This is a genomic window from Streptomyces sp. NPDC015139 (assembly GCF_043079785.1).
Lineage (GTDB): Bacteria > Actinomycetota > Actinomycetes > Streptomycetales > Streptomycetaceae > Streptomyces > Streptomyces albidocamelliae.
In genome coordinates this window covers 50,278-66,470 of the sequence record NZ_JBIBUW010000010.1, presented here as the reverse complement: position 1 = coordinate 66,470, position 16,193 = coordinate 50,278, and the positions used below count along the sequence as shown (strand labels likewise).

Below are 16,193 nucleotides of genomic sequence, written 5' to 3'. Positions count from 1 at the left end.
TTCCGGGGCCCGTCCGGCGGCTCAGGCCGGACAGGCCCCGGCGGCGCGTCAGCTGAAGGCCGACGCGCAGGTGGTGGCGGTGGCGTGGGCCGGGTCGAGCGCGTTGGCCACCTCGTGGAAGGCGATCCGGTCGAACAGGCCGATCGCCACGTGTTCGGAGAGGTCGAGCGGGCACAGGTCCTGCAGCAGGACGTTGTGGACGTCGGGGCCGGTCAGGTACTGGCTGCGCCAGGGGGTGGCCACCTCGTCGTACTTGGTGGCGAGGACCGTGTAGTGCACTCCGGGGACGGTGTCGCCGTCCGCGTTGAGCTTGGTGAGGAAGGCGGAGCCGGGGATCTGGTCACCGAGGCCGGGGGTGGTGGCCTTGATCAGGTCCGCGGCGCCGGGGAAGTACGGCAGCAGGTTGGTCAGCCCGCTCAGGGTGGCGCCGTGGTTGTCGGGCGCGATGCCGACGAGGGCGTTCACCTTGCCGGCCCCACCGAGGAACTTGAGGTAGTAGCGGGGCATCAGGCCGCCCTGGGAGTGGCCGACCAGGTCGGCCTCGGCGGCTCCGGTGGCGGCGAGCACCTTGTCGACGTAGGCGGACAGCTGTTCGGCCGACTTGTCGATGGGCCCGAGGCCGTGGAAGAGCGGGACGCCGGTCAACTGGCCGTAGTCCAGGGAGTAGACGCAGTACCCGCGGTCCTTCAGGTAGGGGGCGAGGGAGAGCCAGTTGTCGATCGAGTTGCCCAGGGTTCCGTGGACCAGGACGACCGGGCGGGGGTGGGCGGCGGAGGGCTTGCAGGAGAAGTCGTTCCAGCCGCTGCTCGGGGCGGAGGCGGCCTGGGCGGTGGCGGCGGGGAGGGTGGCGACGGCGGCGGTGAGGAGCAGCGCGGCGAGGGGTCTGAGCACTCGCTTCCAGGGCAGCATCGTGTGATCTCCTTGCGGCTCAAGGGAGGTGCGACGGCCTTACCCTGTGATCCGGATCACGAGGATGCTGTTCACTCGTCAAGTTACGGACGAGTAGTGGAAGTGTGAAGTTACGCGTCAGTAAAAACTTCCAGTGATAACCGGAGCCTCACCGGCGCGCCGCGTCGGCGCCCCGACGGTCCGTCACCAGGAAGGCCTGATCGGACCGTAGGGAGCGATCCGGGCCAGACGGTCCCGCAACACGCACACTTCGCCCTCGCCCAGCAGTTCGGCCCATCGCCCCACGACCTCGGCGGCCGCCTCCTCCGCCGCCCGGGTACAGGCCCACCCCCGCCCGGTCAGCACGATCAGCCGGGCGCGCGCGTCCTTTGGGTGCGGCAGCCGCTCGGCGTACCCCTTGCGCACGATCTCGTCCACCAGCTGACTCGCCGCCTGCTTGGTCACCCCGAGGTGCGCGGCGAGGTCGGTGACGGTGGCGCCGTCCGGCGCGAGCCGCGCGAAGGCGAAGCCGTGGGCGGGCCGGAGGTCGGTGAATCCGCGGGCCACGACCCCGTCATGGATGCGCTGAGTGAGGTCGCCCGCCACGGCGAGCAGGGCGGCGGACAGGGCCATGGCGTCGGAGTTCTGCACGAAGGCATTGAAACACCCTTGACGATTTGGTCAAGCTGCTTGACCATATGGGGAGATCGTCAAGCAGCTTGACTACTTTCCATACAGGGAGACACCGCCATGCCCGTCGTCCGCTCCTCGGAAGCCGTGACCCACGAGATCCACGGCGCCCGGTTCGTCTCGTACGCCACCCCGCTCACCGGCAGCAGGGAGCTGTGCGCGTGGCGCGGCGAGATACCGCCGGGCACCGAGGCCCCCGCCCACACCGTCAACCGGGAGGAGATCTTCCACCTGCTCGTCGGCGAGCTGCTCATCACGCTCGACGGCCGGACCGACCGGATCACCGCCGGCGACACGGTGATCATCAATCCGGGGGCGACCCTGGCCGTGACCAATGCGACCGACCACACCGCGATCTCCTGGGTCACCACCTCGGTCGGCCTGGAAGCCCGGCTGGCCGACGGCACCCGCCTCTCCCCGCCCTGGGCCAACTGAGCCCACCGTCCCGCCGGATCACGGGGAATCCCGCTCCACCAGCACTCCATCCCGGAAGATAATCGCTGACACGTTCGATTTCTTGTCGCCCGACCGATGCGGGTGGGGTTACAGTAATCGAACGAGCGTACGATGTACGTATCGGACGTATGGCGGAAAAGGGGTGGAGTGAGGGAGGTGCGGCATGGCGGGCTTCGCCCATCTGCACGTCGCGTCCGGTTACTCCATCCGCTACGGCGCCGCCCAGCCCGAGCATCTCGCCCGGCGGGCGGCCGAGCGGGGCATGACCGCGCTCGCGCTCACCGACCGGGACACCGTCACCGGCGCCGTCCGGTTCGCCGAGGCGTGCGCCGGAGCGGGGATACGGCCGATCTTCGGGATCGACCTCGCGGTGGCGGCCCTCGCGCCGCCACCGCCCGCCCAGCGCCACCGCACCCCCGCGCGCGGTGGCGCACACGTCGTCGAACCGCCGCTGCGGTTCACGCTGCTCGCGCGGAACCGGGAGGGATGGGCCCGGCTGTGCCGCATCACGTCGGCCGGCCATGTCGGCGCGGTGTCCGGTACGCCTCCGGTGGTGCCGTGGGAGGCGCTGCGCGAGTACGGCGGCCCCGGTCTGACCGTGCTGCTCGGACCGCTCTCGGAACCGGTACGGGCCCTGGCGGCCGGCCGGGAGGACGTGGCCGTGCGGCTGCTGGCACCGTGGCAGGAGATCTTCGGCGAGGGGATCAGGCTGGAAGCCGTGGTGCATAAACGTTTCGGCACCGGTCCCGGTTCGCTCCGCCTCGCCGCCCGCACCCTGGCGCTCGCCGACCGCACCCGCACCACCGCGGTGCTCTCCAACTCCGTCCGCTACGCCGACCCGGACCAGCACCGGCTGGCCGACGTCCTGGACGCCGCGAGACTGCTGCGGCCGATCGACCGGCGCCGGCTGGACAGCGGGCAGCGCTGGCTCAAGGACGAGAAGAGCATGGCGGCCACCGCGCTGATGATCACCGAGTGCGCCGGAGCCGACGCCCGGCGGGCCGAGCGACTGCTGGCGGACACCGTCGCCACCGCGGACCTGTGCACCGTCGACCCCGCGGCCGACCTCGGCCTGGGCAGGCCGCACTTCCCGGAGCCGTCGCTCTTCGGCGCCGGCCCCGGCACGGCGGGCGCCGCGCGACTGCTGCGCGCGCGGTGCGAGGCCGGCCTGGTCCGACGCGGCCTCGACCGCGACCGGGCGGCCCTGGACCGGCTGGACGACGAACTCGGCGTGATCTCCGAGCTGGACTACGACTCGTACTTCCTCGCCGTCGGCCAGGTCGTGGCCGACATCCGGGAGAAGGGCATCCGGGTCGCGGCCCGCGGCTCCGGCGCCGGGTCGATGGTCTGCCACGCCCTGGGGATCGCCACGGCCAACCCGCTCGACCACCGCCTGCTGTTCGAACGCTTCCTGAGCGTGCGCCGGGCGTCGTTGCCCGACATCGACATCGACGTGGAGTCCGCCCGGCGGCTGGAGTGCTACGACACGATCTTCGAGCGGTTCGGCAAGGAGCGGGTGGCGGTCACCGCGATGCCCGAGACCTACCGGGCCCGCCGGGCCCTGCGGGACACCGGCCTGGCCCTCGGCATCGCGCCCGCGGACGTCGACCGGATCGCCAAGAGCTTTCCGCACCTGCGGGCCTCGGACATCAGCGGCGCGCTCGCCGAACTGCCCGAACTGCGGCAACTGGCCGCCGAGGCCGACCGGTACGGACCGCTGTGGGAGCTCGCCGAAGGCCTCGACTCCCTGGTCCACGGCATGGCCATGCACCCCTGCGGCGTGGTCGTCAGCGACGCGACCCTGCTGGACCGGCTGCCGGTGCAGCCCACACCGCAGGGGGACTACCCCATGGCCATGGCGGCGAAGGAGGAGATCGAGGCGCTGGGCAACATCAAGCTCGACGTGCTGGGGGTCCGTATGCAGTCGGCGATGGCCCACGCCGTCACCGAGATCGAGCGGACCACCGGCAACCACATCGACCTGGACGACCCCGAGCAGGTGCCGCTCGACGACGTCTTCGCGTTCAAGCTGATCCAGGAGAGCCAGACCCTGGGGCTGTTCCAGCTGGAGTCGCCCGGCCAGCAGGACCTGCTGTCCCGGCTGCAGCCCCGCGATCCGCAGGACGTCATCGCCGACATCAGCCTCTTCCGTCCCGGACCGGTCGCCGGGGGCATGCCCGAGCGGTACATCGCCGCACGCCACGGCGGCACACCCCGGTACGCCCACCCGGACCTCGAACCCGTGCTCTCCGACACCTACGGCGTGACGATCTGGCACGAGCAGATCATCGAGACGCTGTCGGTGATGACGGGCTGCGACCGCGCCCTGGCCGAGATGGCCCGGCGGGCGCTCGGCGACAAGGAGCGGATGCCGGGGATCAGGGACTGGTTCCACCGGCGGGCGGAGGCGCGTGGTTACTCCGAGGAGGTGCGGGACCAGGTCTGGAAGACCGTCGAGGCCTTCGGCGCCTACGGCTTCTGCCGGGCGCACGCGGTCGCCTTCGCCGTACCCGCCCTGCAGAGCGCCTGGCTCAAGGCCCACTATCCGGCGTTCCTGCTGGCCGGCCTCCTCGAACACGACCCGGGCATGTGGCCCAAGCGGGTCCTCGTCTCCGACGCCCGCCGGCGCGGTGTGCCGGTGCTGCCCGTCGACGTCAACCACTCCGGGGTGAAACACACCGTGGAGAAGGCCGACGGGGAACAGTGGGGTGTACGTCTCGCCCTCTCCGCGGTGCACGGCATCGGCGAGGAGGAGTGCGCCCGGATCGAGGAGGGGCAGCCGTACGGATCGCTGTCGGACTTCTGGCAGCGGGGGCGGCCCAGCAGGCCGGTCGCCGAACGCCTCGCGGAGATCGGCGCCCTGAACTCCCTCCACGACGGCCACCTCACCCGGCGCGACCTGCTGCTCCAGATCGCCGAACTCCACCGGCAGTCCCGCAGCAGGTCGGCGGGCAAGGGCCAGTTGCCCTTCGACACGCACGCGGTCGGCGGGGCGGAGCCGAGCGGCCTGCCGGAGCTGACCGGACGCGAGGCCCTGAGCGCCGAGCTGAGCACCCTCGGCATCGACGTCTCCAAGCACCTGATGGAGCACCACCACCGGCTGCTGCGCGAGATCGGCGCGACCGACGCGGCCCACCTGTCCGGACTGCGCGCCGGTCAGCAGGTCCTCGTCGCCGGTGTGCGGGCCTCCACCCAGACACCGCCGATCGCGAGCGGCAAGCGGATCATCTTCGTCACCCTGGAGGACGGCTCGGGCCTGGTCGACCTGGCGTTCTTCGAGGACTCCCACCCGGCCTGCGCGTACACCGTCTTCCACAGCGGGCTGCTGCTGGTCCGCGGCACGGTCCAGGTGCGCGGCACCCGCCGGACCGTGGTCGGCACCATGGCCTGGGACCTGGACGAGATCGCCGCCGCCCGCCGCGACGACGGCCCGGAGGCCGCGCTCGCCCTCATCGGCTCCCGTCATCCGCATCCGACTCCCGCCCAGCCGGGGCGGACCCTGGCCAACGGCACCACGGGCGCCCGGCTGCATCCGTACGCCGATCTGCAGCCCGCCGGCAGCCGTTCGGCGGACCTGAAGAAGTTCGGGTACACCAGTCAGGGGAGCGCAGGATGACGACGCGTCAGCGGCACATCGCCCACATCCATCTGCACGCCGCACCGGAGGAGACCCGGTACGACGACGTCATCGAACTGATGTCCGGTGTCACGCCCCATGTCCAGGCCGTTCCGCCCGACGCCGTCCAGCTGGACCTGACCTCGGCGCTCAGGTACTTCGACCTGTCTCCCTACGAGCTGATCCAGACGGCCCAGCTCAGGCTGAAGCTCCTCTACGGCATCGACAGCAGCGCCGGGCTCGCGGGCAACCGCATGCTGGCGGCGATGGCGGCCGACACCGCCGCGCCCGGACACGCCACCTGGGTCCCCGCCGACCGGGCCGCCGACTGGCTGTACACCCGCCCGGTCACCGCGCTGCCGGGGATCGGACGGGCCACGGCGGACACGCTCGGCAGGTACGGGCTGCACACCATCGGCCAGATCGCCGACCTCCCCATGGCGACCCTCCAACGGCTCCTCGGCGCCGGCTCGGCCCGCCTGCTGGCCGAGCGCGCCCGCGGCCACGACCCCCGCCCGGTCGCCCCCGCGGAACCGGCGGCGCACCTGACCGCGGATGTCGTGCTGGACCGGGACTGCCTCGACCCGGCGCAGCAGCACCGGGCCGTCCTGGGCCTCGCCGACCGGATCGGCCAGCGCCTGCGCGGCGAGAAGCAGGTCGCCGGCCGGCTCACCCTCACCGTGCGCTACGCCGACCGCAGTTCCACCGCGCGCACCCGCACGCTGCCGGAGGCGACCGACCACTCCCCCGCCCTCGCCGCGACCGCCCTCGGGCTGCTGACCGCCCTCGGGCTGCAACGGGCGAGAGTCCGCGCCTTCGCGCTCCGCGCCGACGGCCTGCTGCCGGCCGGCGGCGCCTACCGCCAGCTCTCGCTGGACCCCGGCGACGGGCGGGCACGCGCGGCCGAAGCCGCCGCGGACCGGGCACGCCGACGCTTCGGACCACAGGCGGTACGGCCGGCCGCACTGGCGGACTGACCACCGCCGGCCGGGGCCCCGCGATGCCCGGCCACCCACCTGCCGGCCCGGGCGCCCCGGCACGCCCCCGCCCTCGAAGGCCCGGCCGGGCCTTCGCACCGGGCTGCCGATGGCTCGGCCGGACTGCGGACCCGCGGCCGTGAGGGCCGCGGTGACGGACGAGCACCCGCCCGAATCCGCCGCGGACCACCGGCCGGAGGCGTCGCTCGCCACGAGGCCCGGCCCGGTGGCACGGCACCGCGCCCCGCCCCGGAGACCGGGGCGGGGCGCGGTGTGGGGCCGTCGGGGGGTCAGCCGATCTGCGTGCCCGTGGCCTTCAGGGCCGCGGTGACGGGCTGGAAGAAGGTCTCTCCGCCGGCGGTGCAGTCCCCGCTGCCGCCGGAGGTCAGGCCGACGGCGTCGCTGCCCGAGAAGAGCGCGCCGCCGCTGTCGCCGGGCTCGGCGCACACGTCGGTCTGGATCAGACCACTGACCGAGCCCTCGGAGTAGTTGACCGTGGCGTTCAGGCCGGTGACCGTGCCGGAGTGCACCTTGGTCGTCGAACCGCTGCGGGTCACCTTCATGCCGACGGTGGCCGCGGCGGCGCCGGTGATCTTCTGGGAGGTGCCGTCGTAGAGGTCGACCTCGCTGGGGTGCTCCACCTGGGCCGTGTACTCGACCAGGCCGAAGTCGGTCCCCGGGAAGTGGGACTCCTCGTTCTTCCCGATCTGCTTGCCGCTGGAGTCCGTCCAGGTGGAGATGGCCTGGGTGCAGTGGCCGGCGGTCAGGAAGAACGGCTGCCCGCCCTTGACCACGTTGAAGCCGAGCGAGCAGCGGCCGCCCGATCCGTTGATCGCGTCGCCACCGGCGATGAAGGGCTTGAACTTCCCCGTGGACCGCTTCAGTTCGGCCTTTGCGCCGAGACCGTCGACGACCTTGCTGAGCTTGTCCCACCTCGCGCCGGACACCGTCCGGTCCGCGGTGACGACGACCTTGTTGCTGACCGGGTCGGTCGCCCAGGAGGTGCCGGGGATGGTCGCGTCGGTCTTCAGCGTGGTGCGCGCGGCACCCAGTTCGGCGAGGGAGTTGGCGACGATTCTGGCCTTGGCCCCGGCCGCCTCGACGGTCTTCGCCGCGGTCTCGTCGAGAACGTTCACGACGAGGCGCTTCGCCCGGGCGTCGTAGTAGCTGCCGGCCGAGTCGGCGCCGAGGTCACTGCCGAGGGTCGAGGCGAGCTTTCCGGCCGCCGGAGCCGACAGGATCCGTAGCTCCGGGGCGGCCGGGGCGGGTTCGCTGGCGTTCGCATTCTGCAAGGTGACACCCGCGGCGACCAGTGCGGCCACGGCGCCGCCCGCCATGGCCGCGCGCCGCCCGGATATGCGTCGGTGCTTCAACTCGTGTCCTCCTGTGGGGGGTCGGCCGGTCGGGTTGTGGGGACCTGACGGGCCGGAAGGCTGGTTGACGGGCGCCTACTCTTCCTAACGGCACAGGGAGCACACAAGGTCGACTTCAGGACGCGCGCGGCGGCGGTGCGCACGCGCCGTCTCGCGTTCAGGTCCTCGCGCACGCCTGGAAGTTCGCGCTGCAAACACTACGAGCGAGTAACCGCTCGGCGGACGGTGACCGTCATGCCTGGCCGAAAATCACCTCCCCTGGAGCGCACAACGGCGGGCCCCCGCACGCGGCACGGCGTGCGGGGGCCCGGTGAATCCGGAAGGGGAACCGTCAGGGAAGCGTGACTCCGTAGTAGCTCAGCGCCTCGGTCACCGGCTGGAAGAAGGTCGTGCCGCCGGAGCTGCAGTTGCCGCTGCCGCCGGAGGTCAGACCGTAGGCCGTGGACCCGGAGTAGAGCGGACCGCCGCTGTCGCCGCCCTCGGCGCACACGGTGGTCTGGATCAGGCCGTAGACGATGTCACCGCCGCCGTAGTTGACCGTGGCGTTCAGTGCCGTCACCCGGCCGCTGTGCGTGCCGGTGGTGGAACCGCGCCGGTAGACGGTCGTACCCACGGACGGGGTGGCCGCGCGGCTGATGGTCTGGCTGCCGACCGCGCTCGGGTGCGCGACCGAGGAGTTGGTGTACCGCACCAGCGCGAAGTCGTTGCCCGGGAAGCTGTAGCCGACGTTGGTGCCCAGCACCGTGGTGTGCCCCGAGTTGCTGTACCAGGTGGAGGCGACCTCGCCGCAGTGACCCGCGGTCAGGAAGTAGTAGGTGCTTCCGCTGTGCACGTTGAAGCCGAGCGAGCAGCGGTAGGAGCCGCCGTAGATCGCGTCGCCGCCGGTGATCAGCTTGTTGAACTTGCCGGCCGTGTGCTTGATGGTGAGCGCGCCCGCGGTGCCGGCGGCCTGCTTCTTGATCTTGGCGATCTCGGCCTTGGACACCGTGCTGTCGACGGTGACGACGACACGGTTGGTCTTGCCGTCCACCGCCCAGGCCGTACCGGGGACGTCGGCCTTGAGCACGGAGGCGCTCGCCGTGCTGAGCTGGGTGGCGCTGAACGTGTGGGCGTCACTGGCGTTCGCGGTGGGGGTGGCGAACGCCGCCGCGGCCAGGAAGCCGGAGGCCACGGCGAGGAGCTGGGTCCGTCTGGCGGTGCCGCTGCGGGGAGTGGTGCGCTTGATCCTCACGTTTCGTTCCCTCCAAGGGAAGTCGGGGGCCCGCGTGGGGTCGGGGCCCGGTGAGGCGCAGCCAGGGGCGCGGCTGGTTTCCGAACACGCATGCCCCTGACAAGCGCTGAGGGGGAGTATTCGGCCGAACGGCCGGTCGGCACAAGGGTGCCTTTCGGCCGTTGGACTTTGAACCATCTCGGTGCGCCCACCCCGGCAAGCGCTTGCCCCGGGCTCCTCCCTGACGTCAGGTCAGCGCGCGCTCCCCCGCGGTCACCGCCAGGTCCAGCGTGTTGCCGGGTGGCGGAAAAGGGCAGATGAAGTGGTCGGCGAAGGCGCACGGCGGGAGTTGGGCCCGGTTGAAGTCGACCGTGGTACGGCCGTCGACGTCCGGCGCCTCGGGATGGAGGAAGCGGAACCGGAAGCCGGTGTCGCCGCTCGTGGTGTCGGCGAACACCGCCCACAGCCGCCCGTCGCCCTGCCGTGCCACCTGCAGCGTCCGTTCCCGCCCGGCGAGGGTGAAGGCGAGTTCGCCGGCGAGTGCGAGCCCGCGTTCCCGGCCGTCCGCGTTGCCGACCCGCACGGTACGGGGGCCGTCGTACGGCGTGTAGCGCCCCGGCACCGACCAGCGGGGGTCGTAGGAGGTGGCCTCGATGCCCCGGAAGTCGCGCCGGCCCGCGGATTCGGGGTCGTAGACCCGGACACCCCAGACACCCTCCCGGACCAGGACGGACAGTCGTCTCCGGCCGAGCGCGACGCGCGACCCGGCCGCCGGCCCGCCGTCGGCCGTGAGCGGGAGCCCGCCGGTGAAGGGCCGGCCGTCCACGGTGAGGCTGTCGGCTTCGGCGGCGGTGAGCACGACTCCCGCACCATCCGTTGCCCAGATCCCGGGAATGTCCGGAAGTCGCCCCTCCGGATAGTCCTCGATCCAGTGGGTGGCGGTCAGGGCGAGCGGTCCGTAGGGCGCGGAAACCGTTTCCACCCGCTGCTCGTGCCACCGCTTCCACGCCTCGGACGCGTCCGTCGTCATGCCGTCCTTCCTCTCATCGGTGTTCGGCCTTTCCCCGCGGGGCCGTCCGGTACGCCGGTGCGGCGAGGCCCAGGTGCTCGCGCAGGGTGCTGCCCGGGTAGAACGTACGGAACAGTCCGCGGTGCTGAAGCAGCGCCACCGTGCCGTTGACCAGCCGCTCGAGATCGCGGCGCGGTTCGGCGGGCAGCAGGTGGAAGCCGTCGGTGACGCCGTCGGCGTGCCAGGAGGCGACCAGTTCCGCGAGGTCGACCGGGCCGCCCCGGTAGAGCGGGCCCCGCGCGGTCGGCCGCGGGCCCCCTCCCCCGTGTCCCGGTGCGGCCGCGTACTCGCCGTCGCCGAGATCCACGAGCAGGCTCACCAGGACCCGCAGCGTGTCCGGCCGCCGTCCGTGAACGGCCGCACGCGCGCGCAGTTCGTCGCGTACGGCGGCCGCCCGCGCCGGGGTCGCGGCGCGGACCAGGGCCACGTCCGCGTGCCGGGCGGCACCGCTCCAGGTCCGCTCGTCGGTGGCGTCGACCACGCGGACGCAGTCGCCCGGCACCGGACCCGGCAGCGGCATCGGGCCGCGGTCCTGGAGGGCGGTGGCGGCGGAACCGGCCGGGTGCGCCCGCTCATGGCCGGGGAGCCGGCCGGCCGCCGGGTCCCGCACGACCGCGCCGCCCCCCGGTCTCACCGCCGTGCCGCCCTCCCGCACCTCCCGCGGTCCCGTCGCCGAGCCGGTGTCCTCGCCCGTCCCGTACCGCGATGTCCCGTCCGGCGCCGCGGGCCGGCCGTCGGACGGCCGGGCCTCCTCCGTGTCGCCGGACACGTCGACGCGCCAGCCGGCCCGCCCCCGGCCGAGCCGGTCCAGGGTGGCCACGGCCGCCCGCACGCGGTACGGCGCCGTGCGGGTGGTCGTGAGCGTCGGGACCAGGCCGATCCGCCGGGTCGCGGTCGCCACCCGGCACAGCACCGCGAGGGCGTCGGTACCGGGTGGGTCCGGGGAGTCCTCCAGCGTGACGAAGTCCAGCCCGCCGCGCTCGGCGAGCCGGGCGAGTTCGACGTGGCTTCCGGCGTCCAGGACGTCCGGCTGGTCTAGGGCGGCGGCGAGGTGCAGCAGACTGCTCATGCCCCGCGCCTCCGCATGCCGTTCCGCGGTGACGGCCGCGAGCCGGCCATCCTCACAGCACCTTCGAGAGGAACGCCCGCGTCCGCTCCTCCCGCGGAGCGCCGAGCACCTCCTCGGGTGGGCCCTGTTCGACGATCCTCCCGTCGGCCATGAACACGACCGTGTCGGCGATCTCCCGGGCGAACCCGATCTCGTGCGTGACGACGATCATCGTCGTGCCCCGGTCGGCCAGGTCCCGGACGACGTCGAGCACTTCGCCGACCAGCTCGGGGTCGAGGGCCGAGGTCGGCTCGTCGAACAGCAGCAGCCGGGGTTCCAGCGCGAGGGCCCGCGCGATGGCGACCCGCTGCTGCTGCCCCCCGGACAGCTGCCGTGGATAGGCGCCGGCCTTGTCGGCGAGCCCGACGCGCGCCAGCAGCCGGCGCGCGCTCGCCTCGGCCTCCTTCCGCGGCCGCTTCAGCGCGGACACCGGTGCCTCGACGACGTTGTCGAGGACGGTGAGGTGCGGGAAGAGGCGGAAGTTCTGGAAGACGAAACCGATCCGGGTGCGCTGTCGGAGCACCTGGCGCTCGGGGAGTTCGTACAGCTTGTCCCCGGCGCGCCGGTAACCGACGAGGGAGCCGTCCACCCGGATCTCGCCCCGGTCCGCCTTCTCCAGGTGGTTGACGGTGCGCAGCAGCGTGGACTTGCCGGAGCCGGAGGGACCGAGCACGACGGTGACCTCTCCGGCGCGTACCTGGAGGTCGATGCCCCTGAGCACGTCGAGCGAGCCGAAGCTCTTGTGCACCGACCTGATGTCGACCATGACGGTCATCGCATGCGTTTCCTTTACGAGTTCGCGGAAGGGGGTGGCTCAGGCGGCGGCGCGTCCGGCCGCCCGGTCCCGCACGAAGGTCAGCACCGCCCGGGCGACGGCGTCGTTCTGCCGGAACGCGGGCCCACCGGTGCGGGGCCGCGTGAAGGCGCCGGGGGTACGGGCGTCGGTGTACGGGCCGAGGGCGAAGCGCCGCGGGTGCGGGCGCCCGGTGCCGTCGAGGATCCGGCAGTCACCGGGGTCGACCCGGAGCAGGCCGTCGGGGGTCTCGGCGGCGCCGTCGGCGTGCAGTTCGCGCAGCAGGCTGTCGCGGGCCCGTCCCACGGTGGGCTCGGGCAGCCGGGCCTCGACCAGCGCGCGGGCCTCGACGCGGAAGCCCGGCACGGTGGGGCTGGTGGCCCGGAACAGCCCGTCCTCGGCGGTGACGGTCATGTCGGCGCCGACGAACCTGAGCAGGCCGGCCCGGGACAGCGCGAGCATCTGCCGCAGCCGGGGCCCGGGCGGCCCGGAGGCCAGGTAGCTGAAGAACCCGTGCCACCGGGTGCCGGTGTTCCCGAGCCGCACGAGCTGCCCGTAGACGGAGAGCAGCCCGAGGAAGACCCCCAGGTCGGCGCTGTACGCCGGATCGTGACGGCGGGCCAGGTCGTCCTCGATGTAGCCGCGCAGCCCTTCCTGGAACGCCTCGTGGGAGGTGTGGCGCACGCCGTCGAGGGGACGGTCGAGCGCGGCGAGGTCGAGCCGGTCGGCCGGGTCCGGTACGGCGGCGGCGATGAGCGCGCCGGCCTCGGCGGGTCCGTCGGCGAGCGCGTACTTCTCCTCGAAGGCGGTCCACGGCATCGCGGTGCGCTCGGGGTGGGCGGTGAACAGCCGGTGGTAGTGGGCGAACCCCAGCTCCTTCTCCACCAGGGGCCACACGTCGCGCCGGAAGTCGAACCCGTCCGGCCTGGCCAGCAGCCCGCGCACCTCGGCGGGGCCGAGGAAGCGGGGCAGCGGGGGCCGGTCGCCGGTCCAGTCGTAGCCGATCTTCGCGTGGTACGGCACCCCGCGCCGTGAGCCGACGTACAGCACGGGCTCCCGCCCGGAGGGGAGGTAGGTGTCCCCCTCGTACCGTCCGCCGCGACCCTCGGTGAGCAGCACCATGAGGTCGACGAAGGCCAGCCCGAAGCCTCGCGCCAGCACGGGCTCGCCGGCCCGCAGGACGGACAGGTCGCTGTCGGCGGTGAAGTCGGGCGGCAGGTGCACCAGGCCGTGCGCCCGGGCGTACCCCGCCAGCCCGGCCTGTGGCGGGTCCGGCTCGGCGTCCAGATGGCCGACGGCGAGGATCACCAGGTCGGCGTGGAGGGGGCGCGGGCGGTCCTCCAGCCATACCTGCTGGCGGCTTTCGGGCGAGCCGGTGACCCGCAGGGCGCGGCGGGGGTGGTGGTGGACGGTGACGCCGGGCGGCAGCTCGGCGCATGCCTGTTCGTGGACCCAGCGCAGATAGCGGCCCTGGAGCCGCCGGTCGGCGAAGGTACGGCCGCCCAGCGCGGCCCACTCGTGCAGGGTGGGGCCCTCGCGCACCGGGCCGTCCATCAGCACGGTGTCGTCGGTGAACATGGTGACGTCCTCGGCGTGCGAGTTCATCCACAGCAGCGGCGACTGGGCCTCGCGCCAGATGCGCCCGCCGCCCGGCGGGTGCGGGTCGACCAGGTGGATGTCGAGGCCGGTACCGGTGTACAGCTCGGGGGCGTTGGCGGCGAGACGTTCGAGGATGCCGGTCCCCCGCGGCCCGGCTCCCACGATCACCAGCTGAGGCCTCATCGCGCGTCCTCCGTGCCGCGCGCGTAGTGCTTCTCGACGAAGTGCTGGCCGATGCCGAGCAGGGAGGTGACGACGGCGTACCAGAGGGTGGCGACCATCAGCAGCGGGATCACCTGGTAGGTGCGGTGGTAGATCAACTGGGTGGAGAACAATAGGTCGTTGACGGCGATCACGCTGACGATCGAGGTCCCCTTGAGGGTGCCGACGAGCAGGTTGCCCGCCGGCGGCACGATGGCGCGCATGGCCTGCGGGAGCACGATCCGCCGCCCGCGCCGCCACCGGCTCAGCCCGAGTGCCTGGGCGGCCTCGATCTGCCCGCGGTCCACGGAGAGGATGCCGCCCCGGACGACCTCGGCGGCATAGGCGGCCTCGTGCAGGGTGAGCCCGATGATCGCGACGGCGACCGGGCTGAGCAGGTCGACCGTCCGCACGCCGAACAACTTCGGGTACAGCGCCCCGATGTTGAACCAGAGCAGCAGCTGCACCAGGACCGGGATCGACCGGAACAGCCAGACATAGCCCCGGCTCACCGCTCTGAGCACGGGGTTGGCGGACAGCCGGAAGCCGGCGAGCAGGGTGCCGAGGGCGAACCCGAGGACCATCACCACCGCGGTCAGCCACAGCGTGAGCCACAGTCCGCGCAGGACGGAGTCCGAGGTGAAGTGGTCGGCGACGACGTCCCACTGGAACGCCTTGTTGCGCAGGACCGAGGTGACGGCGGCACCGAGCAGGGCGAGCACCAGGACGGCGGCGGCCCACTGCCCGTACCGGCGCCGCGGGACGATCCGGGGCGCGTTCGCGGGCCCGGGTTTCTCCGGTGCGGTGGGGACTTGGGCGAGGGTGTCGGATGACATGCGAAGGCTCCGTGACACGAAGAGTCAGGGGGTGGTGCCTTCACACGGGCGCGCCCAGCGGCGCGGGACACGGCCGAGCCCCTCAGCAGGGCCGTGCGCCGAGAGTACGCGTCCGTTTCAGTGCGCTGTCAAGGATGTCCATACTGTGAGCCGTACGTCTCAAGTCGGTTGACGGGTCATCTGATGCCTGTTCCACTTGGCCCATGCATCCGCAGCAGTGGCTGGTCACCCGCTCCCACATCGACTTCGGTCGCGTGTGGTCCTCCTCCTGTTGAGCTGACCCCCTGCGCGCCCCCGCCTCGCGGCGGGTGTCTTCGCGTTCTCCCGTGTTCCGCCACGCCTTCACACGCGCACCCCTCCCCTCGCGCTTCCTCCCTCGCGTTGCCTCACATCCTTCCGCTCCAGGAGACCGCTTCCCGATGCGTACGCCGGTTCGTCGCCATTTCCTGCCCTTTTTCGCCATCACGTCGGCCACTCTGCTGCTGACCGCCTGCGGCTCCGGTTCCGGCGGTCCGGGCGGCGCGGACGCCTCCGGCGTGGCGGCCGCGTCCGACGACGTGCCCACCGCGGACGTCGTGTCCGCGGAGAAGAAGGACGACGCGGTCGCGGGACTGCTGCCGGCCGGGACCAGAAGCCTCACCGTCGCCGTCAGTGTCGGCGGCACCCCGCCCGGCACCACCTATCTGTCCGACGGCAGGACCCTGACCGGTCAGGACGTCGACGTCACCAAGGCGGTGGCGAACGTCCTCGGCGTCCGTCTGAAGGTGGAGCAGGCGAGTTTCGAGGCGATCCTGCCCGCCCTGGACAGCGGCAAGTACGACTTCGGGGCGAGCAACTTCGGCGTCACGGACGAACGCCGCGGGACCATCGACTTCGTGACCTACGTCAACGACGGCCAGGGCTTCGCCACCCGCGAGGACAGCAAGCTGAAAAAGATCACCGACCTGAAGCAGCTGTGCGGCCTGAACGTCGCGACCGGCGCGGGCACGACGTTCGAGGCCACCCTGGAGGCCGGCAGGCACGTGTGCACCGACGCGGGCGAGAAGGCGTACGAGGTGCAGACGTACGCCGAGTCCGGCGCGGTCTGGTCCTCGCTCCAGCAGGGCCGCAGCGATGTCGTGATGTCCACGATCAACGGCCTGCGGTACGCCGTCGCCCACCAGCCGGGCCTGAGATTCCTCAACGAGTTCCACCGGCTCGACGTGGGCTTCGCCTTCAAGAAGGGCACCCGGCTGGCCCCGGCCTTCCGGGCGGCGGTGAACAAGCTGATCGCCGACGGCACGTACGACAGGATCCTGAAGAAGTGGGGCACGTCCGGGTCCGCGATCACCACGTCGCGCATCTCCCCGCCGGAGCTGAGGAACTGAGGAACCGAAG

The 16,193-nt window shown here is 72.5% G+C and carries 13 protein-coding genes; 4 read left to right on the top strand and 9 right to left on the bottom strand.

Annotation, left to right across the window (positions count from 1 at the left end; translation table 11 throughout):
* Nucleotides 1-48: 48 nt before the first annotated feature.
* Nucleotides 49-909 carry an esterase/lipase family protein gene (locus tag ACF08B_RS25705; protein WP_392319594.1) on the bottom strand — a complete coding sequence of 287 codons (861 nt, stop codon included), beginning with the start codon at nt 907-909 and terminating at the stop codon, nt 49-51.
* 183 nt (nt 910-1,092) lie between these two features.
* The gene (locus tag ACF08B_RS25700; RefSeq protein ID WP_392319593.1) at nt 1,093-1,539 is read right to left on the bottom strand and encodes a MarR family winged helix-turn-helix transcriptional regulator; all 447 of its coding nucleotides are present in this window, start codon (nt 1,537-1,539) and stop codon (nt 1,093-1,095) included.
* 99 nt (nt 1,540-1,638) lie between these two features.
* Here ACF08B_RS25700 and ACF08B_RS25695 point away from each other — a divergent pair, with 99 nt between their 5' ends.
* From ACF08B_RS25695 to ACF08B_RS25685, 3 genes are all read left to right on the top strand, one after another.
* Nucleotides 1,639-2,013, top strand: a complete 375-nt coding sequence (locus ACF08B_RS25695; protein ID WP_392319592.1) for a cupin domain-containing protein — start codon at nt 1,639-1,641, stop codon at nt 2,011-2,013.
* Nucleotides 2,014-2,197: 184 nt separating this feature from the next.
* The gene (locus ACF08B_RS25690; protein WP_392319591.1) at nt 2,198-5,650 is read left to right on the top strand and encodes a DNA polymerase III subunit alpha; all 3,453 of its coding nucleotides are present in this window, start codon (nt 2,198-2,200) and stop codon (nt 5,648-5,650) included.
* Nucleotides 5,647-6,627, top strand: a complete 981-nt coding sequence (locus ACF08B_RS25685; protein WP_392319590.1) for an ImpB/MucB/SamB family protein — start codon at nt 5,647-5,649, stop codon at nt 6,625-6,627. Before ACF08B_RS25690 ends, ACF08B_RS25685 begins: the two co-directional genes overlap by 4 nt.
* Before the next feature lie 290 nt (nt 6,628-6,917).
* On the opposite strand, the gene ACF08B_RS25680 is transcribed toward ACF08B_RS25685, so the two are convergent.
* The 7 genes from ACF08B_RS25680 to ACF08B_RS25650 all read right to left on the bottom strand — a co-directional run bounded on the left by ACF08B_RS25680 (nt 6,918) and on the right by ACF08B_RS25650 (nt 14,816).
* The gene (locus ACF08B_RS25680) at nt 6,918-8,000 is read right to left on the bottom strand and encodes a S1 family peptidase (protein WP_392319589.1); all 1,083 of its coding nucleotides are present in this window, start codon (nt 7,998-8,000) and stop codon (nt 6,918-6,920) included.
* A 331-nt stretch (nt 8,001-8,331) separates the two neighbouring features.
* Nucleotides 8,332-9,231 carry a S1 family peptidase gene (locus ACF08B_RS25675; protein WP_392319588.1) on the bottom strand — a complete coding sequence of 300 codons (900 nt, stop codon included), beginning with the start codon at nt 9,229-9,231 and terminating at the stop codon, nt 8,332-8,334.
* A gap of 226 nt (nt 9,232-9,457) precedes the next feature.
* Nucleotides 9,458-10,240 carry a DUF1684 domain-containing protein gene (locus ACF08B_RS25670; protein WP_392319587.1) on the bottom strand — a complete coding sequence of 261 codons (783 nt, stop codon included), beginning with the start codon at nt 10,238-10,240 and terminating at the stop codon, nt 9,458-9,460.
* Between the two features lie 13 nt (nt 10,241-10,253).
* Nucleotides 10,254-11,348, bottom strand: coding sequence for an LLM class flavin-dependent oxidoreductase (locus tag ACF08B_RS25665; protein ID WP_392319586.1), 1,095 nt, complete (start codon nt 11,346-11,348; stop codon nt 10,254-10,256).
* A 52-nt stretch (nt 11,349-11,400) separates the two neighbouring features.
* Complete coding sequence (locus tag ACF08B_RS25660) at nt 11,401-12,162, bottom strand: amino acid ABC transporter ATP-binding protein (protein WP_392319585.1); 762 nt, start codon at nt 12,160-12,162, stop codon at nt 11,401-11,403.
* Nucleotides 12,163-12,201: 39 nt separating this feature from the next.
* Nucleotides 12,202-13,962 carry an FAD/NAD(P)-binding protein gene (locus ACF08B_RS25655; protein WP_392319584.1) on the bottom strand — a complete coding sequence of 587 codons (1,761 nt, stop codon included), beginning with the start codon at nt 13,960-13,962 and terminating at the stop codon, nt 12,202-12,204.
* Complete coding sequence (locus ACF08B_RS25650) at nt 13,959-14,816, bottom strand: amino acid ABC transporter permease (RefSeq protein ID WP_392319583.1); 858 nt, start codon at nt 14,814-14,816, stop codon at nt 13,959-13,961. The genes ACF08B_RS25655 and ACF08B_RS25650 overlap by 4 nt, the downstream gene beginning before the upstream one ends.
* 419 nt (nt 14,817-15,235) lie before the next feature.
* Here ACF08B_RS25650 and ACF08B_RS25645 point away from each other — a divergent pair, with 419 nt between their 5' ends.
* The gene (locus ACF08B_RS25645; protein ID WP_392319582.1) at nt 15,236-16,183 is read left to right on the top strand and encodes an ABC transporter substrate-binding protein; all 948 of its coding nucleotides are present in this window, start codon (nt 15,236-15,238) and stop codon (nt 16,181-16,183) included.
* Nucleotides 16,184-16,193 lie beyond the last annotated feature (10 nt).

Bases quoted from the DNA above. Each gene is read 5' to 3' on its own strand.
- ACF08B_RS25705 (WP_392319594.1), bottom strand. From the start codon at position 909: ATGCTGCCCTGGAAGCGAGTGCTCAGACCCCTCGCCGCGCTGCTCCTC.
- ACF08B_RS25695 (WP_392319592.1), top strand. From the start codon at position 1,639: ATGCCCGTCGTCCGCTCCTCGGAAGCCGTGACCCACGAGATCCACGGC.
- ACF08B_RS25690 (WP_392319591.1), top strand. From the start codon at position 2,198: ATGGCGGGCTTCGCCCATCTGCACGTCGCGTCCGGTTACTCCATCCGC.
- ACF08B_RS25685 (WP_392319590.1), top strand. From the start codon at position 5,647: ATGACGACGCGTCAGCGGCACATCGCCCACATCCATCTGCACGCCGCA.
- ACF08B_RS25670 (WP_392319587.1), bottom strand. From the start codon at position 10,240: ATGACGACGGACGCGTCCGAGGCGTGGAAGCGGTGGCACGAGCAGCGG.
- ACF08B_RS25665 (WP_392319586.1), bottom strand. From the start codon at position 11,348: ATGAGCAGTCTGCTGCACCTCGCCGCCGCCCTAGACCAGCCGGACGTC.
- ACF08B_RS25660 (WP_392319585.1), bottom strand. From the start codon at position 12,162: ATGACCGTCATGGTCGACATCAGGTCGGTGCACAAGAGCTTCGGCTCG.
- ACF08B_RS25655 (WP_392319584.1), bottom strand. From the start codon at position 13,962: ATGAGGCCTCAGCTGGTGATCGTGGGAGCCGGGCCGCGGGGGACCGGC.
- ACF08B_RS25650 (WP_392319583.1), bottom strand. From the start codon at position 14,816: ATGTCATCCGACACCCTCGCCCAAGTCCCCACCGCACCGGAGAAACCC.
- ACF08B_RS25645 (WP_392319582.1), top strand. From the start codon at position 15,236: ATGCGTACGCCGGTTCGTCGCCATTTCCTGCCCTTTTTCGCCATCACG.